The 25,463-nt window shown below is 72.3% G+C and carries 18 protein-coding genes; 14 read left to right on the top strand and 4 right to left on the bottom strand.

Annotated elements, in window-relative coordinates:
- Window positions 1-209: 209 nt before the first annotated feature.
- The 4 genes from ACFV1J_RS04465 to mmsB are packed head-to-tail and all read left to right on the top strand — an operon-like array spanning window position 210 to window position 5,158.
- Window positions 210-1,184: a hypothetical protein gene (locus ACFV1J_RS04465; RefSeq protein ID WP_385855717.1), complete on the top strand. Its 975-nt coding sequence runs from the start codon at window positions 210-212 to the stop codon at window positions 1,182-1,184.
- Window positions 1,185-1,187: 3 nt separating this feature from the next.
- The gene (gene chvE / locus ACFV1J_RS04460) at window positions 1,188-2,291 is read left to right on the top strand and encodes a multiple monosaccharide ABC transporter substrate-binding protein (protein ID WP_385855716.1); all 1,104 of its coding nucleotides are present in this window, start codon (window positions 1,188-1,190) and stop codon (window positions 2,289-2,291) included.
- Between the two features lie 56 nt (window positions 2,292-2,347).
- Window positions 2,348-3,928 (top strand): ATP-binding cassette domain-containing protein, encoded by a 1,581-nt coding sequence (locus ACFV1J_RS04455; protein WP_385855993.1) that lies wholly within the window; start codon window positions 2,348-2,350, stop codon window positions 3,926-3,928.
- A 9-nt stretch (window positions 3,929-3,937) separates the two neighbouring features.
- On the top strand, window positions 3,938-5,158 hold the full coding sequence (mmsB, locus tag ACFV1J_RS04450) for a multiple monosaccharide ABC transporter permease (RefSeq protein ID WP_385855715.1): 1,221 nt from the start codon (window positions 3,938-3,940) through the stop codon (window positions 5,156-5,158).
- A gap of 88 nt (window positions 5,159-5,246) precedes the next feature.
- Here mmsB and ACFV1J_RS04445 read toward each other — a convergent pair whose 3' ends face one another.
- Window positions 5,247-5,924, bottom strand: coding sequence for a hypothetical protein (locus ACFV1J_RS04445; RefSeq protein WP_385855714.1), 678 nt, complete (start codon window positions 5,922-5,924; stop codon window positions 5,247-5,249).
- A gap of 88 nt (window positions 5,925-6,012) precedes the next feature.
- On the opposite strand from ACFV1J_RS04445, the gene ACFV1J_RS04440 reads away from it, so the two are divergent.
- From ACFV1J_RS04440 to ACFV1J_RS04405, 8 genes are all read left to right on the top strand, one after another.
- Complete coding sequence (locus ACFV1J_RS04440; protein ID WP_385855713.1) at window positions 6,013-6,639, top strand: TetR/AcrR family transcriptional regulator C-terminal domain-containing protein; 627 nt, start codon at window positions 6,013-6,015, stop codon at window positions 6,637-6,639.
- A 444-nt stretch (window positions 6,640-7,083) separates the two neighbouring features.
- Window positions 7,084-8,436, top strand: a complete 1,353-nt coding sequence (locus ACFV1J_RS04435; RefSeq protein WP_385855712.1) for an MFS transporter — start codon at window positions 7,084-7,086, stop codon at window positions 8,434-8,436.
- Between the two features lie 65 nt (window positions 8,437-8,501).
- Window positions 8,502-9,890: a non-ribosomal peptide synthetase gene (locus ACFV1J_RS04430; protein WP_385855711.1), complete on the top strand. Its 1,389-nt coding sequence runs from the start codon at window positions 8,502-8,504 to the stop codon at window positions 9,888-9,890.
- A 168-nt stretch (window positions 9,891-10,058) separates the two neighbouring features.
- On the top strand, window positions 10,059-13,445 hold the full coding sequence (locus ACFV1J_RS04425) for an amino acid adenylation domain-containing protein (RefSeq protein WP_385855710.1): 3,387 nt from the start codon (window positions 10,059-10,061) through the stop codon (window positions 13,443-13,445).
- Window positions 13,445-15,580 carry a non-ribosomal peptide synthetase gene (locus ACFV1J_RS04420; protein ID WP_385855709.1) on the top strand — a complete coding sequence of 712 codons (2,136 nt, stop codon included), beginning with the start codon at window positions 13,445-13,447 and terminating at the stop codon, window positions 15,578-15,580. Before ACFV1J_RS04425 ends, ACFV1J_RS04420 begins: the two co-directional genes overlap by 1 nt.
- Before the next feature lies 1 nt (window position 15,581).
- A complete protein-coding gene (locus tag ACFV1J_RS04415; protein WP_385855708.1) occupies window positions 15,582-17,621 on the top strand; it encodes an amino acid adenylation domain-containing protein in 2,040 nt (679 codons plus the stop codon).
- Window positions 17,611-20,637, top strand: a complete 3,027-nt coding sequence (locus tag ACFV1J_RS04410; protein ID WP_385855707.1) for a condensation domain-containing protein — start codon at window positions 17,611-17,613, stop codon at window positions 20,635-20,637. The genes ACFV1J_RS04415 and ACFV1J_RS04410 overlap by 11 nt, the downstream gene beginning before the upstream one ends.
- Before the next feature lie 267 nt (window positions 20,638-20,904).
- Window positions 20,905-21,501 carry a hypothetical protein gene (locus ACFV1J_RS04405; protein ID WP_385855706.1) on the top strand — a complete coding sequence of 199 codons (597 nt, stop codon included), beginning with the start codon at window positions 20,905-20,907 and terminating at the stop codon, window positions 21,499-21,501.
- 219 nt (window positions 21,502-21,720) lie between these two features.
- On the opposite strand, the gene ACFV1J_RS04400 is transcribed toward ACFV1J_RS04405, so the two are convergent.
- Window positions 21,721-22,767, bottom strand: a complete 1,047-nt coding sequence (locus tag ACFV1J_RS04400) for an SMP-30/gluconolactonase/LRE family protein (protein WP_385855705.1) — start codon at window positions 22,765-22,767, stop codon at window positions 21,721-21,723.
- 255 nt (window positions 22,768-23,022) lie between these two features.
- Here ACFV1J_RS04400 and ACFV1J_RS04395 point away from each other — a divergent pair, with 255 nt between their 5' ends.
- On the top strand, window positions 23,023-23,466 hold the full coding sequence (locus ACFV1J_RS04395) for a MarR family winged helix-turn-helix transcriptional regulator (RefSeq protein WP_385855704.1): 444 nt from the start codon (window positions 23,023-23,025) through the stop codon (window positions 23,464-23,466).
- Window positions 23,467-23,581: 115 nt separating this feature from the next.
- A complete protein-coding gene (locus tag ACFV1J_RS04390; RefSeq protein ID WP_385855703.1) occupies window positions 23,582-23,896 on the top strand; it encodes a hypothetical protein in 315 nt (104 codons plus the stop codon).
- Between the two features lie 125 nt (window positions 23,897-24,021).
- Here ACFV1J_RS04390 and ACFV1J_RS04385 read toward each other — a convergent pair whose 3' ends face one another.
- Both ACFV1J_RS04385 and ACFV1J_RS04380 read right to left on the bottom strand, forming a co-directional pair.
- The gene (locus ACFV1J_RS04385; protein ID WP_385855992.1) at window positions 24,022-24,831 is read right to left on the bottom strand and encodes an SDR family oxidoreductase; all 810 of its coding nucleotides are present in this window, start codon (window positions 24,829-24,831) and stop codon (window positions 24,022-24,024) included.
- Between the two features lie 153 nt (window positions 24,832-24,984).
- Complete coding sequence (locus ACFV1J_RS04380; protein WP_385855702.1) at window positions 24,985-25,446, bottom strand: MFS transporter; 462 nt, start codon at window positions 25,444-25,446, stop codon at window positions 24,985-24,987.
- Between the last annotated feature and the right edge of the window lie 17 nt (window positions 25,447-25,463).

Genomic DNA, 25,463 nt, shown 5'->3' with positions numbered 1-25,463 from the left:
AGGGTGCACCGGCCCCCCTGCCCCCGGGCCCCACCGGGGGTGCGGCTGCGCCCGTGCTCGGTGGGGTGTTCGGGGCGCCGCCCCCCCCCCCCCCCCCCCCCACCCCACCCCCCTGCCTCCGCACACCCCACTCCCCGAGCCCTCCGCATATCCAAGATCCCGAACGCCATCCGAAATATCGAACAGCCGACATCGACCATGGGAGCCTCGTGATCGCCCCGTCAGCGTCAGAAACCCGTCGCCCCGGCGCCGGTGCCCTCGCCCGCATCGGCCACCCCACTCCCCCGGTCGATCCCGCGGACGCCTCACCGCACACCTTCCCCGACGGTGGTGTCTGGCGTACCGAGATCCCTTCCGTGGAGGGCCCGGAGGCGCTGTCCGTCGTGCTGGAGGAGAGCGCGCGCCTCGATGTGCCGGTCCACCGGATCAGTCAGGGCAGCGGCGTGTGGATGCTGACCGACGGCGAGATCACCGAGATGGCCGGGGCGTGCGCCGCGCGCGACATCGAGCTGTGCCTGTTCACCGGTCCGCGCGGCACCTGGGACATCGGCGGCTCCACCCGCACCTGCTCCGGCGGCGCGGGGCTGCGCGCCCGCGGTCATGACGCCCTCGCCGGATGCGTCGAAGACGCCCTGCGGGCCGCCGAGTTGGGGGTGCGCTGTCTGCTCGTGGCGGACGAGGGCGTGCTGTGGACGCTGCACCGGTTGCGGGCGGCCCGGCTCCTGCCCGCCGACACCACCTTCAAGGTGTCCGCGCTTGCGGGGCCGGTCAACCCCGCGTCGTTCGCCGTGTACGAGCGGCTCGGCGCCGACTCCCTCAATGTGCCCTCCGATCTGACCGCGGACCACCTCACCGAGATCCGCCGGGTCAGCCGTGCCCCGATGGACATGTATGTCGAGGCGCCCGACGACCTCGGCGGCTATGTGCGGATGTACGAGGCGGCCGAGCTGATCCGGCGTGGCGCCCCGTTGTACCTCAAGTTCGGCCTGAGCAACGCGCCCGGCATCTATCCCTACGGCGCCCATCTGCGCGAGCCCGCCCTCGCCACCGCCCGGGAACGGGTCCGGCGCGGGCGGTTGGTCCTGGACCTGCTGGCCCGGCACGGCGCGGCCGGCGGGATGTCGCCGCTGGGCGCCCGCCTCCCGGGCCGGCTCCGTCGCTTCCCCGTACCGGAAAGGGACTGACCCATGCGGACCCGCACCCTCCTCCTCACCGCCGGCGCCGCCCTGCTCGCCGTCTCGCTGACCGCCTGTGGCCAGGAGGCCAGGGGCGGCAGCCGCTACCGGCCCGCCCGCGGCACCGGCGGCACCATCGGCATCGCCATGCCCACCAAGGCGTCCGAGCGCTGGATCGCCGACGGCCGGAACATGGCGGAGCAGTTCCGCAAGGCCGGGTATCGGGCCGATCTGCAGTACGGCGACGACAAGGTCGAGAACCAGGTCGCCCAGCTGGAGAACATGATCGCCGAGGGACACCGACTGCTGGTGGTCGCCGCCATCGACGGCTCCGCGCTCACCGACGTACTGCAGCGCGCACACGACGCGGGCATCCCGGTGATCGCGTACGACCGGCTGATCATGGGCACGAAGAACGTCGACTACTACGCGTCCTTCGACAACGCACGCGTCGGCCGGCTCCAGGGTCAGTACCTCGTCGACAAGCTGAAGCTGGGCAGGCCGCGCAGGGACGCGGGCAGGAGCTACCACATCGAGCTGTTCGCGGGCTCTCCCGACGACAACAACACCCGCTACTTCTGGAACGGCGCCCTCGCCGTCCTCACGCCGTACCTCCGCAGCGGGCAACTGGTGGTCGGCAGCAAGCAGACGAGGATGAACCAGGCCACCACGCTGCGCTGGGACGGCGGTACCGCGCAGAAGCGGATGGACGACCTGATCAGCAAGAACTACGGCGAGGTGAAGGTCGACGCGGTGCTGTCGCCGTACGACGGGATCTCGCTGGGCATCATCTCCGCCCTGAAGAGCGCCGGATATCGCGGGGCGGATCTGCCGGTCGTCACCGGGCAGGACGCGGAACTGGCCTCGGTGAAGTCCATCATCCGCGGCGAGCAGACACAGACCGTCTTCAAGGACACCCGCAAACTCGCCGCGCGCGCCGTGCAGATGGGCGATGCCGTGCTCCACGGCCGGAAGCCCGAGGTCAACAACACCACCGACTACGACAACGGCAGGAAGACCGTGCCGGCGTATCTGCTGAAGCCGGTGAGCATCGACAAGGGGAACATCGAACTCCTCGTTCGCGAGGGGTACTTCAGCGCGGGACAGCTGCGGTGACCCGGCCCGCCGGTGAGCCGCGTCCCCTCGCCGATCCGCCCCGGCCCGTCCTGGAGATGCGCGCGATCACCAAGACGTTCTCCGGTGGCACCGCGCTCTCCGAGGTGCATCTGACCGTACGGCCCGGGGAGATCCACGCCGTCTGCGGGGAGAACGGTGCGGGCAAGTCCACGCTGATGAAGATCCTCAGCGGGGTGTATCCGCACGGAAGTTACGAGGGCGAGATCCGCTTCGAGGGCGAGCCGGTGGCCTTCAAGGACATCCGGGCCAGTGAGCAGCACGGCATCGTCATCATCCATCAGGAGCTCGCCCTGGTGCCCCAGCTGTCGATCGCCGAGAACATCTTCCTCGGCCACGAGCGGCGCTCGACCCGCGGCACCATCGACTGGAACGGCACCTACCGCGAGGCGAGCCGGCTGCTGGCGCGGGTGGGGCTGCACGAGAGGCCGCAGACGCCGGTCGCGGAGCTGGGCGTGGGCCAACAACAGCTGGTGGAGATCGCCAAGGCCCTGTCGAAGGACGTGAAGCTGCTCATCCTGGACGAGCCCACCGCGGCGCTCAACGACCAGGACAGCGCGCACCTGCTCGAACTGATCCGTCAGCTGCGCGAACAGGGCGTCGCCGGCATCGTGATCTCCCACAAGCTCAACGAGATCCGTGCGATCGCCGACACGGTGACCATCCTGCGCGACGGCCGAACGGTCGAAACACTGACGATACGTCAGGCTCCATCGACAGCACCGGAATTGTCCGAGGAACGCCTCATCCAGGGCATGGTCGGCCGCGCTCTCGACCAGCGCTTCCCCGACCGCACTCCCTACGAGGGCGAGGACGCCGGCCGGGTCGCCCTCGCCGTCGACGGCTGGACCGTACGGCATCCGGTCGACCACCGGCGCACGGTCGTCGACGAGGTGTCGCTCACCGTGCGCCGCGGCGAGATCGTCGGCATCGCCGGACTGATGGGCGCGGGCCGCACCGAACTCGCCAGGTCCGTCTTCGGGCGCTCCTACGGGCAGTACGTCGCCGGGACGGTGGCCGTCGGCGGCCGCGAGGCCGACACCCGGACCGTGCCGGCGGCCATCGCCGCGGGCCTCGCCTATGTCACCGAGGACCGCAAGCGCTACGGCCTGAACCTCCTCGACACCGTGCAGCGCAACATCTCCCTGGCCTCGCTGCCCGGTATGCGGCGTCAGGACGCCGGCCGACGGAGCGGCATGCGCGGCTTCGTGGACGAGCACCACGAGCGCCGGGTCGCCGAGCACTACCGCACGGCCCTGAACATCAAGACGCCCACGGTTGCCGAGCAGGTGGGCCGGCTGTCCGGCGGCAACCAGCAGAAGGTCGTACTGAGCAGGTGGATCCACGCCGACCCGCAGGTACTGATCCTCGACGAGCCGACGCGCGGCGTGGACGTCGGCGCGAAGTTCGAGATCTACACCGTGATCGACGACCTCGCGGCCCGCGGCAAGGCGGTGCTCTTCCTCTCCTCCGAGCTGCCCGAACTGCTCGGGATGTGCGACCGGATCTACACCATGGCCGAGGGCCGGCTGACCGGTGTCGTCACCCGCGCCGAGGCCACCCAGGAAGTCCTGATGCGCCGTATGACCCTGCGCCCTCCGACCGAGAACGGGAGCTGAGGCCCCGCCATGACCACCACCGCACCCCCTCCGGCCAAGGACCGGCCCGCGTCGCCGCCCGGGCTCGCCCTCCTGGTGCACGGCGCCCGCGCCAACCTGCGCCAGTACGGCATGCTGATCGCCCTGGCCTTCATCGTCGTGCTGTTCCAGATCTGGACCGACGGCACGCTGCTGCTGCCGAACAACGTCTCCAACCTGATCCAGCAGAACAGCTACATCCTCATCCTGGCCATGGGCATGATGATCGTCATCATCGCGGGCCATATCGACCTGTCCGTCGGCTCGTTGGTCGCCTTCGTCGGCGCGGTGGCTGCGGTGCTGATGGTCAGGCACGGCCTGCCCTGGGTGCCCGCGCTGCTCCTCTCGTTGCTGATCGGCGCGGTCGCGGGGGCCTGGCAGGGCTTCTTCATCGCGTACCTCGGGATCCCGTCGTTCATCGTGACCCTCGCCGGCATGCTGCTCTTCCGCGGCGCGACCCAGATCGTCCTGGAGGGCCAGTCGCTGGCGCCGTTCCCGGACGGCTTCCAGGACCTGGCCAAGGGGTTCCTCCCGGAGTTGGGCCCGTACACCCGGTACCACAACCCCACCCTCGCGCTCGGCCTCTGCGCCGTCGCCCTCCTCCTGCTCCGCGAATGCCGGCAGCGCAAACGCCAACTGGCCCATGCACTCGACGTGTTGCCGACCGGCCTGTGGGTGGCCAGATGCACCGCGCTGACCGCCGCCGTCGTGGCCTTCACCCTGACGCTGGCCAGCTTCCACGGCGTACCGGTCGTGATGCTCCTGATGTGCGGTCTGCTGCTCGCCCTCGGCCATGTGATGCGCCATGCGGTCGTCGGACGGCATGTGTACGCCCTCGGCGGCAACAAGGCGGCCGCGCAGCTGTCGGGCGTCAAGGACAAGCGCGTCACCCTCGCCATCTTCGTCACCATGGGTGTCCTGGCGGCGCTCGCCGGATGCGTCTACGCGGCCCGGCTCAACGCGGGTACGCCACAGGCCGGTCTGAACTTCGAACTCGAAGCCATCGCCGCCTCGTTCATCGGCGGCGCCTCCATGAGCGGCGGCGTCGGCACGGTCATGGGCGCGGTCATCGGCGGCCTGGTCCTCGGCGTCCTCAACAACGGCATGTCGTTGGTCGGCATCGGCACCGACTACCAGCAGGTCATCAAGGGCCTGGTGCTGCTCGCCGCGGTGGGCTTCGACGTCTGGAACAAGCGCGGGGCGGGGCGGTAGGGGGTGGTGTCAGGGGTTTGGGGACCGGGTGCCCGAACTCGGCGTGCGTGACGTCGAGTTCGGCTCCACACCGTCCGGCTCCGGCCCATCACGCGGAGTGCGGCGACGGCTCGGTCTCCGCGCGCCCCAGGAAGCGGCGTACCGCCCAGGCCGGTGCGCCGAGCGCGAAGCCGTACACGGTGACCAGGCCGTGGCCGTTCTCCTGCAGGATCCACATCAGCAGGCCGAGCACCGGGACGGCGATCGCGAGGGCCTGCTGCTTCTTGACGCGGGTGCGGGTCAGCAGCACCAGGGCCAGGGTGGCCCCGAGGAAGTAGGTCGCGCCGGAACTGCCGGCGAAGTTGCGCGGGTCCGTGCTGGGGCCGCCGCCGAGACCGAGCAGGGCGTCGAGGTGCTCCGGCAGGAGGATGCCGGCGGCGAAGAGGACCAAGGTCAGCGTGCCACCCCAGAGCCACTGCGCGAGCGCGGCCGCGAGGGCGAGGGTGACGATGTTCCAGAGGGCGCCGGCCGGACCGCCGTTCTGCAGGAAGACCGAGGTGAGCACCCGCCACCAGCCGGTCTTGGCCGGGTCGTTGTCGAGCGCGGCCATCGCTCCCGACCAGCACAGCTGGAGCAGCACGCCGGCCACTGCCAGTACGGTCAGGCCGACCGCGGCCCACGGGACGGGGCGCCCGCGCAGTGAGTCACGCCCGATCGCGCCGAGCCCGCAGTTGATGATCATCACCATCAACGCCGCCGTGCTCACATTGAACAGCAGCCCGTCCATGTCCCGCCCCCCGCAACACCGTTCGAAATGGTCGGCGGGAGGCTAACACAGCTTTCGAACACCGTTGGAAAACCTTTACGGTAAGGGGATGAAGCTCACCAAGGAGCGGATCATCGATGCCGGTATGGCGACGTTCGCCGAGGTCGGATACCAGGCCCTGTCCATGCGCCAGGTGGCCGAACGGCTCGGCGCGCACGCGGGCAGCCTCTACTACCACGTGCGCGGCAAGGACGAGTTGCTCGCGATGATGGCCGACCGGGTCTGCCGACAGGCGCATGACGACGGCAGCGCCGCCCTGGCCGCCCTGCCGCCCGAGGCGACCTGGCAGGACCGGATCGAGGCACAGGCCAGCACGCTGCGCCAGGCCCTCCTCAAACAGCCGGGCGGCGCGCTCTTACTGGTCGACAGTCCCAGGATGCTCAGTACCGGCGGACTGTCCCTGATGGAACGCCTGCTGCGCACCCTCCTCGACGCCGGCGTCCCCGTCGAACACGGCGGCACCGCCGCCGACACCCTGCTCAGCCACATCACCGGCTTCGTCCTACAGGAACAGAGCGAGGCTCAACTGGCCCCCGTCACCGAAGAGGTCTACGCGGACCTGCACGCGCGCTTCCCGCTCCTGCTCACGGAGATGCCCCGGCTGAGCCAGGACGAGAAGTTCCGGCGCAGTGTGCACCTGCTGTGCCGGGCCGTCGCCACCCTCATCGACGGATGACTTCCCCGCCGCGGTCGACGCCGCCCGCGCTGCCGGCCGTGACGAGGACTGTGGCCGCGGGACGCTGATCGTCGATGCGCTCGCCGAGTCCTGGTCGTGCGGACCGGCCCCGGAGGGCGGCACATGGGTCAGCGCCACCGTCTCCCGTATCGTGCCGGCGAGCGCATAGCGGGTGAATCTCGGGTTCCGTTCATAACGGGACATCAATGGCAGTTTTCGGTCAGAGTTGCGAGGCGTGACGGGGGGTGCGGACCGGAGGGATCTTGAGCCGCCGTGGGCCGACCGGACCTGCCGGGGCCAGGGCACTACAGCCGCCGGACATCCCGCCGTCGCCAGGATCTGACGGAAAATTTCCGGTTCGTGTGCGCAATTGGTGAAGAAAACCGTCTGAAACTGCCCTCTTCGCTTTGACTGGCGATCGTCGGGTCCCCGAATGTCATCGACATGCCCGTCAGACCCCGAGCCGCCACAAGCGGCCCGCTGCGCCTGCCCGAGTTCCGCCTGCTCCTCACCGGAGCCGCGGCCGGACTCTTCGGTTCCCAGGTCACCCTGGTTGCGCTGCCCCTCGTTGCCGTACTCCAGCTCAACGCCCCCGCGTTCCAGGTGGGTTTGCTCACCGCTGCCGAGACCGCCGCGTTCCTGCTGGTCGGCCTGCCCGCGGGGGCCTGGGTCGACCGGATGCGGAAGCTGCCGCTGCTGATCCGTGCCGATGCGGTGCGGGCCGTGGCCATGGCGAGCATCCCCCTGGCCGCGGTCGCCGGGGTGCTGACGATGGCCCAGCTGTATGTCGTCGCCCTGGTCACCGGCGTGGCGACGGTCTTCTTCGACGTCGCCCACCAGAGCTTCGTACCGCACCTGCTGCCCAAGGAACAGCTGGTCGCCGGCAACGGAGCGCTGGAGACCGTCCGTTCCTCGGCCCAGGTCGCGGGCCCCGGGCTCGGCGGTGGCCTGGTGCAGCTGCTCGGCGCACCGCTGGCCATCGTGGCGGACGCCTGCGGCTACGCGCTCTCCGCACTGTTCCTGTGGCGCATCAAACGGCCGGAGACCCTGCCGGAACGCGTACCGGGAGCCTCACTCCGCAAGGACATCGGCGAAGGGCTGCGCTTCGTGTTCGGCCACCGTCTGCTGCGGGTGATCGCCGCGGCCACCGGGCTGGCCAACCTCTTCTCCGCCATGCTGATGGCCACCCAGTCCGTCTTCCTGGTACGGGAGCTGGGGCTGGCACCCGCGGCGATCGGCCTGATGCTGTCCGCCGCCGCGCTCGGCGGGCTGGCGGGCGCCCTGTGCGCCGGTCCGCTCGCCGCCCGCCTCGGCCGGGCCCGGATCATCTGGCTCTCCCCCCTGGTCACCGGGCCCTTCGCACTGCTGTGGCCGCTGTCCGGGCGCGGCGCGGGAGCGTCGTGGTTCGCGCTCGGCTCCGGTGTCGTCTTCTTCGGAGCGGTCGTCTACAACGTCGCCCAGGTCAGCTTCCGGCAGGCCGTCTGCCCGCCCAGGCTGCTCGGCCGGATGAACGCCACCCTGCGGTTCGTGATGTGGGGCACCCTGCCGCTCGGTGCGCTGGCCGGCGGCGCCCTGGCCGATGCGTTCGGCACCCGTACGGCACTGGCGTGGTGCGCGGCGGGATTCCTCCTCGTCCCGCTGCCGCTGCTGCTCTCGCCGCTGCGACGGATGCGCGAACTGCCTTCCACTGAGGGCGAGTTGGACGCCGTCGCCGGGGAATCGGACGAGGGCGCCGCCGCGGGTGCCGGTGCCGACCAGCCGGTCGAGGCCGCCGGACGCGGTCAGAACGCGCTCTGACCGCGCCCCCTCGCCCGCGCCTCCCCCCTCCCCCACCTCACTTCTCCCTCCCCAGAGAGGCTTCCGTGCACAGCATCACGAGCCAGTACCTGGCCCGCTTCCGCCGGCTCGACGACGGCGACGGCGGCCGCGGCGGCGACGGGGCACCGGCCCTGCTGCCGGTCACCGGTGCCCAGCGGCGCTTCGTCCTCGTACGGGCCATGGATCCGGCCGGGCGGCCCGACCTGGTGCCGATGTTCTTCTCCTTCCCGCGCGGCACGGTGGACCTCGCGCGCCTCGCCGCGGCCGCCCGGCGCCTCGCCGTACTGCATCCCGTGCTGCGGGCCCGTCCTGAGGTGCTGCGGGGTACACCGGTGCTCCGGCTGGGGGCGCCGGAGGCGCCGGTGACGCGGGTCTCCTGTGCGCCGGGCGAGGACGCGGCGGCCGCGCTGCGGCGGGTGCTGTGCGACTGGGCCCCGCAGGGGGCTCCACTGCGGCTGTTCCTCGTGGCGGACGGCGCACAGGGCCCGCACGAACAGGAGGGAGCGGACCGCGCGGACGGACCGGACGGCCAGGAGGGACCGGGTGCCGACGGGCCGCGGGAGGTGCTCGCCGTCGTGCTGGAGCACACCGCCTGCGACGGCCAGTCGTTGAGCCGGATCGTCGAGGAGCTGGCCGCCGCCTACGCCGCGGGCCGCGCGACGGACGGCCCGTCGCCCGCCGATGCCGCCGCCGAGCTGGACGCCTACCGGGAGGCCGTACTCCTGCAGTTGGCGGCGGAGGAGCGGGCGGGTTCGCCGGCGGCGATGGCGTACTGGGGCGACCGGCTCCGCGCGGTGCGTGAGCGGGCGCGGTCGGCGAACGGGCCGCGGGGCGCGGCGCGGGACGGGCTGCCGAGCGGTTCGGCCGAGCGGCGGGTACCCGCTCCGGAGGCCGGGGCGTCCTTCCCCCAGCTGCTCGACGCCTGCCGCACCGCCGCGGAGGTGCTGTACGGAAAGGGCCATGTGGTGCCGCTCGGCTACCCCTGGGGCGGCCGCCCGCCCGGCGCCGCGCCGGTGCTCGGCTGCTTCCTCAACACCGTGGTCTTCCCCACCGCGACGGGCACCTGCCCGGTGACCCCGGAGGAGACCGCCGGCGCGTGGTGGGACGATCTGGACCACGCCGGCACGCCGTTCGACGCGGTGGTACACGCGGCACGGGCCGCCGGGTCCGGGTGGCGGGGCGGACTCGACGGCCTGCTGACCGTGGACGAGGCCCGGCGGCGGCCCCCGCTCCGGCTCGGCGGCGTCCCGGGCCGGGAGATCCACATCGACGGCAGGGCGGTGCGCGGGCCCTTCGCGGTGTCCGTCACCCAGGGCCCGGAACTGCAGCTGCGCATGGTGTGGGACCGCGCGGTGCACTCCGACGAGACGGCCGAGGCCGCCTTCGCCGCGCTGACCGGCGCCCTGAGTGCCCCGCCCGCTGCGGCCGGCTGACCCGGCCCCCGCTCCCTCCTGCCTCGCCCGATTCCTCGTCCGAACCGTCTCTCCTGAAACCACCTCGCGGCCGGCCGCGCGATCCGCGGCCCGGCCTGCGCCCTGCGCGCCCGGCCCGACCATGCCCGGCCACGCCACCCCGATCCGACCACTCATCAAGGACCGCCCATGCTTCCGCTCTCCTCCTCGCAGGAGATCGTCTGGCTGCACGAACAGGTGCAGCCGGGCAGCCGCGCGTACAACTTCACCGCCGCACTCGATCTGTGGGGCACCCTCGACGCCGAGGCCCTGCGCCGCGGGCTCGCCGCCGTCCTCGACCGGCACCCCGGTCTGCGGCTGGAACTCGTCGCCGTCCCCGGGGCGATGCCCGGCCAGCGCGTCGCCGAGGGCTGTGCGCCGCGGCTGCGGACGGTGGACCTGAGCGGGGCGGACGACCCCGACCGGGCCTTCGAGGAGCTGCTGCGCACCGAGGCGGAGACCCCGCTCGACACCCATGAGGCACCGCTGCTGCGCTGGACGCTGGTGCGGCTGGCGGAGGACCGGCACCGGCTCATCCACGTCGAGCACCATCTGATCCACGACGGCCACTCCTTCGCGATCCTGCTGCGGGACGTGTTCACCGTCTACCGGGGCCATGTCCTGGGCGAGCCGGTCGAGTTGCCGGCCGCCTCCTCGTACGCCGATCACGTCCGGGCGCAGCGGGAGAGCGGGGCCGAAGGTGACGCCGAGCGGCGGGCCGGCCTTGATTTCTGGACCGGTGAACTGCGCGACTTCTCCTACGACATGCCGCTGCCCGGGCTGACCCGGCCGGGGTCGCGGCGCCGGCACCACGGCGGGCAGCTGCGCCAGTCGATCGGCGCCGACCTGGCCGAACGGCTGCGGGAGCACGCCCGTTCGCGCGGTCTGACGCCGTTCGCCACGCTGCTGGGGCTCTTCGCCGAGCTGCTGCGGCGGCACAGCGGCCGCTCGCAGATGGTCATCGGCACCGCGGTCGGCAACCGCCCGCGCGGGTTCGAGGACGCGGTGGGGATGTTCGTGAACACGATCCCGCTCCCGCTCCGGCTGGATCCGGACGCACCGGCCGAGGAGTCCATGGACGAGGTGACCGACACCCTGATCCGTGCGCTGCCGCACCAGGAGGTGCCGGTCCAGGAGCTGACCCGGGCGCTCGGCCGGCACACCTCGGGTGCGGACAATCCGCTGTTCAGCGTCATGTTCAGCGCCCATGACGCCCAGCTCCCCGAGATCGACGTGCCGGGCCTGGACATCACCCTGTTCGAGGGCTTCAACACCGGCACCACCCGCTTCGACCTGGACGTGGTGCTGCTGCCGGACGACCGGCGCGGGGTCACACCGCGGCACGGTGCGCCGGGCATGACGCTGGTGTGGGACTACGACGCCGACATGTTCGGGGAGGACGTGGCGAAGCTGCTCGCCGGGCGCTTCCGCGACCTGCTGCGGGCCTACCTCGACGCCCCCGGCACCGTCCTCGCCGACCTGGCGCTCCCGACGGCCCCCGAGCCCGCCCCGGCACCGGCCGACGCACCCCTGGCACCGGCGGCCCACGACGGTGCCGCCCGCGATCCGCTGGACCCCGCCGCCGCCCATGACCCGTCGCTGCCGGCGCTGCTCGTCGGCGCCCGCCGGATCACGTACGGCGACCTCGATGCGCAGGTGGACTCGCTCGTGGCGCGGCTTCGCGCCGCGGGTGTGACGGCCGGTCAGCCGGTGGCAGCGGTGCTGCCGCGCGGCGTCGACTCGGTCGTGACGCTGCTGGCGTGTCTGCGGAGCGGAGCGGTGTACTGCCCGCTGTCGCCGTCCGACCCGCCGGCGCGGCTGGCACTGCTGCTGGAGCGGCTCGCCCCGGCCCTCGTACTGACCCCCGCCGAGACCGCGGCCACCGGCCCCTCCGGCGTCGCCGCCCCCTCCCTCCCCTCCATGCCCGCCGGTCTCCCGGTGGCCCCGGTCGACGCCCCGGACCTTCCCCGGGCCCGCGACGCGGAGGTGGTGCCCGGTGCCTCGTACATCATCCACACCTCGGGCTCGACGGGTGTGCCCAAGCCCGTGGCCGTCGGGCCGGCGGCGCTGGCGAACCATCTGACCGGCGCGGCCGAGCGGTTCGGCCTGGCACCGGGTGACCGGGTGCTGCTGTTCGCCCAGCCGTCGTTCGACGTGGCGCTGGAAGAGGTGCTGCCGTCGCTGTACGCCGGGGCGTGCCTGGTCGTGCCCGAGTACGAGGTGCCGACCGGGACCGAGCTGACCGAGCTGCTGACCGCCGCCCGGGTCACCGTGGCGAACCTGCCCACCAGTTACTTCCTCGCCACCCGTGAGGACCTGACGCCCGCCCTGCGCGACGGCCGGTGGGCACCGCGGCTGCTGGTCCTCGGCGGGGAGCGCCTGCCGGCCGAGGTGATGCGCGCGTTCCTCGCCGACACCGACGCCACCGTGCTCAACGTCTACGGCGTGACGGAGGCCGCCATCAGTTCCACGGTCCACGAGATCACCCGCGACGGTCTGGCCGAAGGTGCGGAGATCCCGCTGGGCACCGAACTGCCCGGTGAGCGCATCCACGTCCTGGACTCCGGGCACCGTCCGCTGCCGGACGGCGCGGTCGGCGAGCTGGCGATCGCCGGGGCCGGGCTCGCCGAGGGGTACGTCGGCAACCCGGAGGCCACCGCCGCCCGGTTCGTCACGGTCGACGCGCTCGGCGGAGAACGGGTCTACCTCACCGGTGACATCGGCTACCGGGGCCGCGACGGGCTGCTCACCTTCCTGGGCCGCCGGGACAACCAGATCAAGCTGCGCGGCTACCGCATCGAGCTGGAAGAGGTCGAGTCCGCCGCCTCGGCCGTCCTCGGCGGCCGGTCCTGCGCCGTCGTCCTGGACCGCGAGGCCGCCGGCGGGCCCCGGCTCGTCGGCTTCCTGGAGAACACCGGCCCGGAAGCGGAGGGCCAGGAGTGGGACGAGCAGGCCCTGCACGCCGAGTTGAGCCGTCGGCTGCCGGCCGCTCTGGTGCCGGGGCGGTGGGCGCGGCTGGACGTGCTGCCGAGACTGGCCGGCGGCAAACCGGACCGGGTGGCGCTGTCCCGTACGGCCGCGGCACTGGAGCCGAGCGCTCCGGCGGCACCCGCGGCCCCGTCCGGGGAGGGCGACGCCACCGGCCCGGTGTCCGACGATCCGCTGACGGCGCTGCTCGCCGACGGCTGGCAGGAGGTCCTGGGCCACCGTCACTTCGACGGGGCCTCGCACTTCTTCCACGTCGGCGGTCATTCGCTGCTCGCCGCGCAGTTGGCCGCCTGGCTGGAGCCCCACCTGGGCGAGCGCCCGCCGTTGCGGCTGCTCTTCCGCAATCCGGTACTCGCCGACCAGGCCGGCGCCCTCGCGACCTTCGCCGCTGCACCCACGACGGCCGCGGCTCCTACGACGACCACCACTGCTGCGGCCACCACTGCTGCCAGCACCCTCGCTTCGGCCACCGCGACCGCTGTGACCACCGCGACCACTGTGTCCGCTGCGACGACTGTGTCCGCTGCGACCACTGCGACGGAGGCGTGATGCACCCGAACCCGACCACCCAGCCCCAGATCTCCCACGCCTCCGAGGCCTCCGAGGTTTCCCCTGCCTCCCAGGTCTCCCGGTTCCCGGAGAGCCCGCTGAGCATCGCCCATGGCGCCCCGCCCGCGGCCGGCACCCCGACCGGTGTGCTCTCCCGTTTCACGGAGTGGGCCGCCCGCTCACCCGAGGCACCCGCGGTCATCGACGGCGCGCACACCTGGACGTACCGGCAGATCGACGCCGCCGCCGACGAGGTGGCGGACGCGCTCCGCGACCGGGTCCGGCCCGGCGACCTGGTCGGGGTCTGCCTGGACCGCTCGGCCGCGCTGGTGGTGACCGCCGTCGCGCTCGCCCGGCTCGGCGCGGTCTATTTGCCGCTCGGCCCGCAGCCCGGTGAGCGCCGCGTCGAGGCCGTCACCGAGGACCTCGACGTAGCCGGTCTGATCGGCGATCCGGCCCTGCTGCCGCCCCGTTTCCGGACGCCCGGGCAGGGGGAAGGCGGCGAGCAGGCCGAGCGGGTGGAGAAGGTGGAGCAGGTGGTACTTCCGCTGCCGGTGGCGGGTGCCAACGCCCCCGCGAAGGCCGTCGCAGCGTTCGCGGACGGACCCGGTGCGGGGGCCCGTCGCGCGCCCGCCGATGCGTTCTACGCCGTGCTCACCTCCGGTTCCACCGGCCGCCCCAAGGCGGTCGCGATCGCCGAGGCGGCCCTGGGCACCCTGCTCGACTGGTACCGCACGGAGACCGGCCTGGCCCCGGGCGACCGGCACTCCCTGCTCATCGGCGTCGCCTTCGACCCCCACGTACTGGAACTGTGGGCCGGACTGACGTCCGGCGCCGCGCTGGTACCCGCCCCGGACGAGGTCCGCTGGGACTCGCAGGTACTCACCGACTGGTGGCGCGATGCCGCGATATCGGTGGCGATCGGAGCCACCCCGATGATCGAGCCACTGCTCGACCGCCCCTGGCCGACTGACCTGACGCTCCGTCACCTCATGGTGGGAGGTGACCGGTTGCGCCGCCGTCCGGCCGCGGACGTGACCGCCACCGTCCACAACGCCTACGGCCCGGCCGAGGCCACCGTCCTCGCCACCTCGTACGCCATGCGCGGCGCGGACGCCCGGGCGGTGGACGCGGAGAGCGCACCGCCGATCGGCGGGCCGGTGCCGGGCGTGACCGTGGTGGTCACCGACGCCGACGGCCGGCCCGTACCCCGCGGTGGCGAGGGCGAGTTGCGGCTCGGCGGGCGGTGTCTGGCGCTCGGCTATCTGGACCCCGAACTGACCGCGCGCCGCTTCACCGCCCCGCCCGCGGGCCTCGCCCTGCCGCCCGGTGTGGACCGGCTGTACCGCACCGGGGACCGGGTGCGGATGCGGGACGACGGACTGCTGGAATTCCTCGGACGCCTCGACGACCAGGTGAAGATCAGCGGCGTGCGGATCGAACCGGCGGAGGTGGCGGCCGCGTTCGAGCAGGACCCGGCGGTGCGCAGCGCCGTCGTCGTCGCGCCCCGTACGCCCGACGGCCGCACCCGCCTGGTGGCGTACGTACGGCCGGCCGGCGGCAGCACCCCGAACGGTACGGCGCCCACCGCGGAGGACTTCGCGAACGGTTTGCTCACCGCGGTGCGGGCCTGGCTGCCCGAGCAGGCCGTCCCCTCGGCCGTACGCATCGTCGACGCCTTCCCGTTGGACGCCAACGGCAAGGTGGACAGGGCGGAGTTGATCCGCCTGGCGACCGAGGAGAGCGCCTCGGCCGGCCCGCCCGGTCCTTCTGGTTCCTCCGGTCCTTCTGGCTCCTCCGGTTCGTCCGGTCCGGTGGAGCCGTCCGCGTCCGATGTGCTCCCCGAGGGGTCCACCCTCGGGGAACGGCTGGTGCTCGCCACGGTGCGCGATCTGCTCGCCCGCCCGGAGACCACGTTGGCCGAGAACTTCACCGCGGCGGGCGGCACCTCGCTGATCGCCGCCCGTCTGCTGACCGTCATCCAGCGCGAGGCCGGCGTACGGCTGCGCGCTCCGGAGCTGCTCCGACAGCCCGACCTGCGCGCCGTGGCCGCGCTGGTGGACGCCCGCCGTCCACATGGCGCTGCGGTTGCCGATGCGGGTGCGGATGTGGACCGGAAGCCGGGGCGGGACTGAGATGACCACCCCACTGTCTGCGCACCCCGACGACACCTGGAAGGAAGGGCCCGTGCCCACCGAAAGCACCCCGCCGAGCGAGCCCGCCCCGACCAGCCTCCCGGCCCTCGTGGCGTGGCACGCCGAACGGACGCCGGACGCCCTGGCGGTGGCGGACGGCGACTCCACGCTGACGTACGCCCAGCTGGTCCGTGCCGCCCGCGCGCTCGCGGCGCATCTGGGCCGGCGGGGAGTCCGCCGGGGTGACGCGGTGGCGCTGCTGACGCCCCGCTCGGCCCGTACCGTCATCGCCCAGCTCGCGCTGTGGTGGGCGGGCGCCGTGTGCGTACCGCTCGATCCGGCGCATCCGCGTCCGCGCAGCGAGGCACTGGCCGCACAGGCCGGCGTGACGCTGACCGTCGGGGACGCCAAGCTGCTGGAATCCGCCGCTCCGGCCGGCCCCACCCTCGCCCTGCCCGACGAACCGCAGGTTGACGAGGTCCACGTTGATGAACCGCGGATTGACGAGCGGCAACCGCACGCTGCTGCCCCGCGGGCTGAGGGACTCCGGGCCGAGGGGCCGCAGGCCGAGGGGCCCCTCCCCGACGCCGCCGCGTTCATCATGTTCACCTCCGGCTCGACCGGCCGCCCCAAGGGGGTGGCGATCGCCCATCGCGCGATAGCCGAGCTGGTCAGCGCCCCGGAGTACCTCACCCTGACGCCCCGCGACCGGGTGCTGTTCCATTCGCCGCTGACCTTCGACGCGTCGACCTTCGAGGTGTGGAGCGCCCTCGCCAACGGCGCCGCGGTCGTGGTCTGCACCGTCGAGCGGCCCACGTTCGAGGACCTGGCCCAGCAGGCGGAGCGGCACGGCGTCACGGTGGCCTTCTTCACCACCGCGCTCTTCCACCAGCTGGCGATGCGCCGTTCGCGGATCTTCGCGCCGCTGCGCACGGTCGTGGTCGGCGGCGAGGTGCTCGCCGCGCACCACGCCCACGACGTACTGCGGGCGTTCCCCTGGCTGGAGCTGATCAACGGCTACGGTCCGACGGAGACGACGACGTTCGCCACGGCCCACCGGGTCACCGTCGCCGACTGCGCCGGACAGATACCGATCGGCCGTCCCATCGCCGGAGCCACCGCGCACCTCCTGGACGCGTCCGGCCGGTCCGTCCCGGACGGCGAGCGGGGCGAACTGTGGGTCGGTGGCAGCCGGTTGGCGCTGGGCTACACCGGCCGTCCGGAGCTGACCGCCGAACGCTTCACCACCCATCCCCGGTACGGCCGCCTGTACCGCACCGGCGACGTCGTCTCCCGGCGCCCGGACGGCGTGCTCGACTTCCACGGCCGTACGGACGACCAGGTGAAGGTGCGCGGCTTCCGGATCGAGCCGGGAGAGGTCGAGTACGCGCTGCGGGAGCAGCCCGAGGTGGCCGATGCGGCCGTCGCCGTGCACCGCCCCTCCTCCGACGACGCCCGGCTGGTCGCCTTCATCGTGGCCGCGCCCGGTCCCGTCCCCCGGGCGGACGCCCTGCGCGACCGGCTGGCCGCGGCCCTGCCCGCCCATCTGGTACCCGACGAACTGACCGTCGTCACCGACCTGCCGCTCAACCCCTCCGGCAAGGTCGACCGCCGCGCGCTCGCCGACCTGCTCAACGCGAACGACCGGGCCGGTTCAAATGATGCGGACGATGCGGACGGCCCCCGCCGCGCGGATGCTCCCCTCGGTGCGGTTGCCCCCCACGGTGCGGACGGATCGCTCGCGTCTCCCCCGGACGGCCCCCTGACGCCACTGGAGCAGGCCGTCGCCGACGTCTGGAGCCGTTCCCTCGGCTGTGAAGTGGCCCGCCCCGACGCCGACTTCCTCGCCCTCGGCGGCCACTCCCTGCTCGCGCTCGTCGTCACCGACGACCTCCGCGAGGAACTCGGCGTCGAGCTGTCGCTCGCCGACTTCTTCGGCTCCCCCACCGTGGCCGGCCAGGCCGCCCTGGTCGAGCGGGCGTTGCTCGCCGCGCACGGTGATCTTCACCCGCACGCCCCGGAGGACCCCGATGGCCACTGACCGCCCCGCCGCCCCGTCCCTCCAGGAAGAGCTGTTGCGCCGGGCACGGCAACGTGCCGCTGCCCGCCCCGCCGCCCGCCCCGATTCCGCCGACCGCGGCCCGGCACCGCTCTCCCGCGCCCAGCACCGCATGTGGCTGATGGACCGGCTCGGTCACGACGGCGCCTCGTACAGCGTGCCGTTCGCCACCCGGCTGCGCGGCCCGCTGGACGTCGAGGCGCTGGCCTCCGCACTGACCGAGCTCGTCCGTCGGCACGAGATCCTGCGCACCCGTTACGTACAGCGGGACGGCGAGCCGTACCAGGAGGTGCTCCCGGCACCCGAGTCGATCGCGGTGCCGGTGGTCCCGGCCGACCCGGCGGACGCCGCACCGCTGCTGGCGGCGGAGGCCCGCCGCCCGTTCGACCTCGCCACCGGGACCGTGCCCCGCGCTCTCGTCCTGCACCACGGTCCGCAGGACCACACCGCACTGCTGACGTTCCATCACATCGCCATCGACGGCCCGTCTTTGGCGATCGTGGCGGAGGAACTCGCCGCACTCTACGAGTCCGCCACCCGACCACGGCAAGCCTCGGCACCCGCGCCCGCACAGCCGCACCCCCAACCGCCCCAGTACGCCGACTTCGCCCGGCAGGAACACCGAGCCGCGGCCGACCGTCTCGACGCGGGACTGCGCCACTGGCAGGCCCTCCTCGACGGCGCCGCGCCCCCACGGCTCCCCGGCCCCGCACATCCACCCACCGACCTCGCCGCCCGGCCCACCGGGACGCACACCACACCGCTCGCCACGGACGTACCGGCCGCGCTGCGCGAGCTGGGCCGACGGCACCGCGCGACGCCGTTCACCGTGGCACTCGCCGCGGCCTTCGCCACCCTGCACCGCTGCACCGCCCAGGACGACCTGGTGATCGGCATCGCCGGTACGCACCGCCGGGGCGCGGCCATGCGCGGGCTGGTCGGGCTGTGCGTCAACACCCTTGCGCTGCGCGTCGACGCCTCCGGTGATCCGTCCTTCAGCACGCTGCTGGAGCGGGTGCGTACCGCACTGCTCGATGCCCAGCAGCACGCCGACGTGCCGTTCGACCTCATCGTGGACCGGCTCGGCGCCGCCGCCCGCGGTGCGGACGGAACGTCCCTGGTGCGGGTGACCGCGGACGTCCTCGGCCCACCGACGACGCTGCGGCTGCCCGGAACGGAGGCGGAGTACGTCGAAGTCGGATTGGGAGAAGCCAAGTTCGACCTCTCCTTCGGCCTGGTGGACACCGATCGGCCGGCCGCTCTGGTCCAGTACCGTCGCACCGCACTGGACGAAAGGGCAGCCACCGACCTCGGCGCGACCTACGCCGCCCTCCTCACCGCGCTCGCCAGCGCCCCGGACGACCTGCCGCTCTCTCAACTGCCCAAGGTCGGGGGCGAACTGCAGCTTCCGGTAGGTGAGTTGAGGAAACGCGAGGCACACCCCGCCGAGCAACTGTTGCGCTCCCACCCGCACCTCTCCGACGCCACGGTGATCTCGCCTCCCGGTGGCCCGCTGCTCGCCTACGCCACCCTGCGGGACATCGGTGGCCCGTCGCCGGCCGAGCTCCGCGCGCACCTGCGGGAGCGCCTGGCACCCGACCTCGTCCCGGCCGCCGTCACCCTGCTCGACGTCCTCCCCCGCGCCGCCGACGGCACGGTGGACCCGGCTCAGCTGCCCGGGATCCCCTCACTCCCCGCACCCGAGGAAGCGTCCGAGGAAGCACCCGAGGGGCCACACGCGGACGCCGTACGCGACGGCTTCGCCGCGCTCCTGGGCCGGACGCCCGCCCCGGACGATGACTTCTTCGCCCTCGGCGGCCACTCGCTCGTCGCCGTACAGCTCGCCGAACGCCTACGCCGCGCACTGACCCTGCCCCTGACCGGCCTGGACATCATGCAGGCCCGCACTCCGCGGGCGGTCTCGGCCCTCCTGGACAAGCGAGCGGCGGAACGCGCCGCCGCGTCCGCCCGACCGGCCACCCGCACGGGACGAACGGGCGGAACGGGCCGGACGGAGCAGGCGGGGCAGGCGGGACAGACGGAGCAGGCGGGGGAGACAGGGCTGACGGGCCGGGCCCGGCAAGGCACCGTACTGGTCACCGGCGCCACCGGCGGCGTCGGCAGCTTCCTCCTGCGGGAACTCGCCGCCCAGGGACGCCCCGTACTGGCCCTGGCCCGCCCGGAATCCGCGCACCTGGTCGCGGCGGACGGCGTCGAGGTCATCGAGGGCGACCTCACCGATCTCGAGGGGCTGCGCAAGGCCGTCGAGGGTGCGGACGCCATCATCCACGCGGCCTGCACCTTCACCCGGCCCAAGGTGGACGTGGCGGCGATGGACGCCATGGTGGACGCCTGGTCGCGAGGCCCGTTCGTCTTCGTCAGCAGCGTCGATGCGTACGGGCATCCCGACGGCGGCCGGGTGGCCGAGGAGTCTCCCTCGCGCGAACCGCTCAGCCCCTATGGCCGGGCGAAGCTCGACTGTGAGGCGCGGCTGCTCCGGGCGGCCGGCACCGCGGGCCGGGGCGGCGCGAGCGTGGTTCGTTCCCCGCTGGTCTGGGGCCCGCACGACCGGCTGCGCGACCAACTGCGCTGGGGCGCCACGGGAGTCCTCTACCAGGCCGCCCGCGAGGGTCGGCCGCTGCTCCTCCCCCGCCCGGGCGCCGGCGGCCACAGCTGGTACGGCGCCCCCTGGGTACACGCCGCGGCGCTGGCCCGGGCGGTGGTCTCCTGCCTGGACACCCCCGTACACGGCGTGGCCAATGCCATCAGCGGCCACGTGGCCTGGCAGGACCTCGCCGCGGAGATCTCCCAACTCCTCGGCGTGGCCACCAAGTTCGAGGAATCGGACGACATCCACCCCGATCTCGACCACCACTGGCACTACCGGTCCGAGCGCCTGTCACGCCCCCTGCGCCCGCTCCCTGGCGAAGACCTCCCTTCCGTCCTCGCCGCCATGATCACCCCGTCCCCGGCCCAACGGCCCAGCCCGGCAACATGAACCTTTACCCCCCGGTCAACCACCTATCACCGCAGGTCAGGCAGCTTCCCCACATCCATTGATCGCCATGCGCGGACCCCTCCGATCAAGTCTGGAGGGGTCCGCCCGGGCAGCCACGGCGCCCTGGCGATCATCGAAGTACCGGAGGAATGACGCGCGATCCCACGGACGCCGCCCCGGCGATTCGCTCTCGAACAGCCTCCTGGTGTAGAACCTTCCCGATCAATCATGATCACGTCATTCTTCGCTTCACGGGGGACTTTCAGCATGAAGCCAACTCGGCGACTCATCAGCACGCTTGCGCTCGTTGCCGCGCTCGGCGCCGGCCTCACCGCCTGCGGCCCGGAGGACGACCCCTACGGCGACAGCGCCGGCTCCGACGGTTCCGGCGGCTCCAGCGCCTCCGCCCAGCCGTCGAAGAAGCCGGCCCCGAGCGCCCCGAGCGACAAGGCCGGCGACAAGGCCGGCGACAAGCCCAGCGACGAGGCCGACGGCCCCGGCGACTGCGGAACGCCGCCGAAGCTCCCGGCCGGGCACAAGCGGGTCGAGCCCGCCGCACCCCCGTCCAAGGGCTCCCTGTCCGCCAAGGACGCCAAGCCGGTCTGCACGCCCAACGACTGGATCTACCACGGTCAGGGCAAGGCCAAGTACTACCTCTTCGCCGAAAACGTCAAGGCGGAACTGGCCACCGGGTCCGGCAGCACGAAGGCGGTCCCGGTCGGCGAGCTGTGGATGCACGCCGGCGACTGCATGACGAACCAGAGCGCCGTGAAGGCGCCCTACAGCTGCTCCGGGAACATCTACGACATCACCCTGGACGCCGAGGGCGAGATCAACAGCATCAAGGAGATCTGGCACCCCTGAGCCGGACCGGCCACCGGAATCCCGGACCGGCCACCGGAATCACTGCCCCGGTGCCTCGTTCCGTACCCGCGCCTGTGCCTGTGCCTGCACCTCCGTATAGGCACAGCCCGGGCACGACCGTGACTACGGCCACGGCGTCGTGCCCGGGCCCGTTTACGTCCGTGATTACCTGCCCGTTACGCCCGGGCCGGGGCAACACCTCAACCCCAGGCTTCCACTTCAGATTCCGGACACCATCGCCACCGTGAACGGTATCTGCGGCGTTCCCTTCCCCATGGGGCCGCCCTTGTCGAACTGGGACCGCACGACGAGCGTGTGCCCGTGACTGCGGACCAGGGTGGTCGGGATCTGCAATGCCTTGTCGGTGACCTTGCGCTCCAGGCGCGCCGACGCGCCGTCGTCGAAGACGTGCCAGCGGCTGATCGTGTTGGTGGTGTTGTGGACCACCCACAGCGTATTGCCGCGCAGTTCCAGCCCGTCGCCGTGCAGGACGTTCCCGCCGTGCAGCGCGACCCGTCGCACCGCACCGGAGCGCAGGTCGACGCGGTACAGCGTGCCGGCGGTCATGTCGACGGTCAGCAGATAGCGGCCTGAGCGGTCGGCTGTGATGCCGTTCAGCGTGACGGCGTCCGCCGGGCGGGGGCCGAGCACGCCGGTCAGGTCGTAGGCGGTGGTCAGCCCGGCCCGTCGGCCGTGCGTGGCCGCCCTTGCCAGTTGCTGCGGCGTGACCCGGTAGAGGACGGCACGGTAGCTGTCCGTCAGATACGCGGTCCCCTCAGGAGTGATCGCGAGGTCGTTCACGAACGACTTGGCCGACCCCGTGACGTCGAACCGCGCGACGAGCGCACGACTCCGCAGGTCGTAGACGGCGACGCCGGCCGTCGAATCGGTGACCCAGAGATGACCGGCACGGTCAACCTTGAGGCCGTTGGCGGTGGTACGTCCGTCGGTACCGGCCGGCAGGAAGACCTTGGCCGTGCGGTGACCGGGTGTCGCCTTGTAGACGGCGCCGGTCGTGTACGAACCGACGTAGAGGTCGCCGCTCACCGGGTCGGCGGCGATTCCCTCGGGGTAGACGCGGTCACCCGGCAGATCGTACGCAGCGGAGACCCGCGCACGTGCGTCCTGCTGGGCGGCAGCCGGATGCGGGGCGCGCCCCACGTCCGCCTGGGCCGTGGCCGCGACGGCAACGGAGACGGAGGCGGCCGTCAGAGCCAGGGCGGCCGCGCCCAGCACATGGCGCCGGCGCCGGTTGGTGCGGGACAAGAAGGTGGATACCTCGCGGGACAAGGTGAGCGCCTCTCGGTAGCAGATGGAGATCCGGCTCCCGGCAGTCAGGAGCCGGAGCGAGCACGCACACGCACGGACCGGGAGCCGCAGCCCCCGTCGGCGATGAGCACGAACCTAGATTAGAACTCTAATGCTCGTCAAGGCTCGAATGGACGCATGCACTCTCACTGACGCCTACACCCTCACCAATGGGTGGATCCTCCCCCTCCGCACAGCCGTTACGATGCGGAGATGACGTCCATGCCCGCTTCCGAGCGCCTCGGATCCTCCATCAAGCTCGCCGAGCGGGCGCTCCAGAGCGCCAAGCACGCGGCGCTCAAGCCGGCCGGTCTGACGGTTCCGCAGTACGCGGCCCTGCTCTACCTCGCCGAGAGCCCCGGAATCTCCGCGGCCGCATTGGCGCGTACCTGCGGGGTGACGCCCCCGACCATGAACACGGTGCTCAAGAACCTCCAGGAGCGCGGCCTCATCGAGCGCACCCCGCACGAGTGGCACAAGAACGTCCTGGAAACCCGGCTCACCGAACAAGGCCGGGCCGTGATGAACGACGCCGACGCGCGCGCCATCCGCGTCGAGCGCGCACTGGCCGCGGAGTTCACGGACGAGGAGCGAGCAACGCTGGTGGCGCTCCTGGGCCGCTGCGCCACGCTCCTGGATTCCGTACGCCCGGACTGACGGGACATCCCGACTGACGAGCCATCCCGACCGACGGGATGCCCCGTCTGCCGTGGCGACCGTCGGGCGGGAAAAACGAGAAGAGGGCCTCTCATCCGTCATGAGAAGCTGCAGCATGTCCAAGCACCTGCGATTCTTCTTCGAAGCCGGCGTCCCGCACACCCCGTTGTGGCCCCATGAACTCAAGAGCCCGTACGGCTACCCCACCGATCTGCAACGGTTGCCGATCAGCCCGGCCACCCGCACCGAACTGACCAGACTGTGCGAGTGGTTCCAGTCCTCCCTCGACTGGAAAAACCCGGCCGGTCCTTCTCCGTGGTCCACCGAAGAAAGGGACCTCTTCGACCGGCAGTCGGACGCCGCGCTGGAAGCCCTCCGCCGGGAGCTGGGCGACGACTGGACAGTGGGCGATGAGCGACTGCCGTGGTGATACCGACAACCACCGCGCACCGTGAGTCTTCTTGAGGCAACAAGGCGGCAAGGCAACAAGGCGACCAATCGCCCGTCGCCCGTCGCCCGTCGCCCGTCGCCCGTCGCCCGTCGCCCGTCGCCCGATCATCCCCCCGTGGCGAAGCCAGGGAAGAGCGTCATCCCGCCGTCCACGTACAGGGTGCTGCCGACCACGTAATCCATGAGGTCGGAGGCGAGTACGGCGACCGCGTTGGCGATGTCGTCCGGGTCGCCGACCCGCCGGTAGGGAATCAGGCGCAGCAGGTCCTCCTCGGCCTCGGGGGTTTCCCAGGCACTGCGGTTGATGGGCGTACGGATCGCTCCGGGGGCCACTGCGTTCACCCTGATCCGGTGGGGTGCGAGCTCCTGGGCCAGCGTCGCCATCATCATCAGCACGCCGCCCTTGGACGCCGCGTAATTCACGTGGCCCGACCAGGGGATGATCTGGTGGACCGAGCTCACGCAAATGATCTTCCCCGCGGAGGCCGAGACCTCCGGGACCACCCCGCGGCGCAGGAATTCCTTGGCCGCCTCACGGGCGCACAGGAATTGTCCGGCGAGATTGACCTCCATGACCTTCTTCCACTGGTCGAGGGTCATATCGGTGCTGGGCGCGTCCCGCTGCAGCCCGGCATTGGCCACCAGGACGTCGATCGTGCCGAACTCCTCGACCATGCCCGCGAACATCGCCCCGACCTGGTCCTCCTGGGACACATCCGCCTCATGCGCGTACGCCCGCACCCCGAAGCTCTCGATCTCCCGGACCACCTCGTCGGCGGCTTCACGGCCGGCGACGTAGTTGACCACGACGTCCGCCCCCACCCGCCCCAGCGCGAGGGCGGTCGCCCTGCCGATCCCGGAGTTGGCACCGGTGACCAGCGCCTTCTGCCCTTTCAGAAGAGGAAGTGACGCCAGCTGGCGCGGCCGGTCAGCCGCGCTTGCCGAAGTGGTTACGGATGTGGTGGTCACAGGTGATCTCCCTGTCTGTCGCGCAGGTGGTCTCCCGGTACGTCGTACCGACCGGAACGTGACCGGCCGCCAGACTTCAGCCGGCCATCCGCCGGGCTCTCAGGCGGTTGCCCCGGCGAGGCGCGGCACAACCATGGCGACGGCGGTCAGCAGGGCGAGCAGACCCCAGACGGGCGTGAAGCTGCCCGCGCGGTCCTTGAGCAGACCAACGCTGCCGCCGGGCTGAACGGTGCTGTAGCCCGCACCGACCACCAGCAGTACGGCGAGCAGGGACAGATACCCCGGTGCCGCACTCCCCGCCAGCAAACCCGCGGCGACGATGCAGCCGCCGATCCCGACGACCCAGCGCTCGTTGTAGCGGTCGAGCAGTTCCCCGGCCACCAACAGGCCTACCAGCGGTACCAGTTGGGCCGCAGAGAGCAACAGCCCCAACTGGGCCGTGCTCAGGTGCAGGTCGCGTTGGAGGTGGATGCCCATCGCCCCGATGCCCTGCACGAAGAAGGCGGAGGCGGCCTGGGTGAAGGTGGCGGTGCCGAGGACGACCCACCGGTATCGCCCCACGCGGCGCGTCGTCCGGT

The sequence above is a fragment of the Streptomyces sp. NPDC059649 genome, from assembly GCF_042734445.1.
GTDB lineage: Bacteria > Actinomycetota > Actinomycetes > Streptomycetales > Streptomycetaceae > Streptomyces.
The sequence above is the reverse complement of the archived record's forward strand: the minus strand, read 5'-3'. Positions and strand labels throughout refer to the sequence as shown.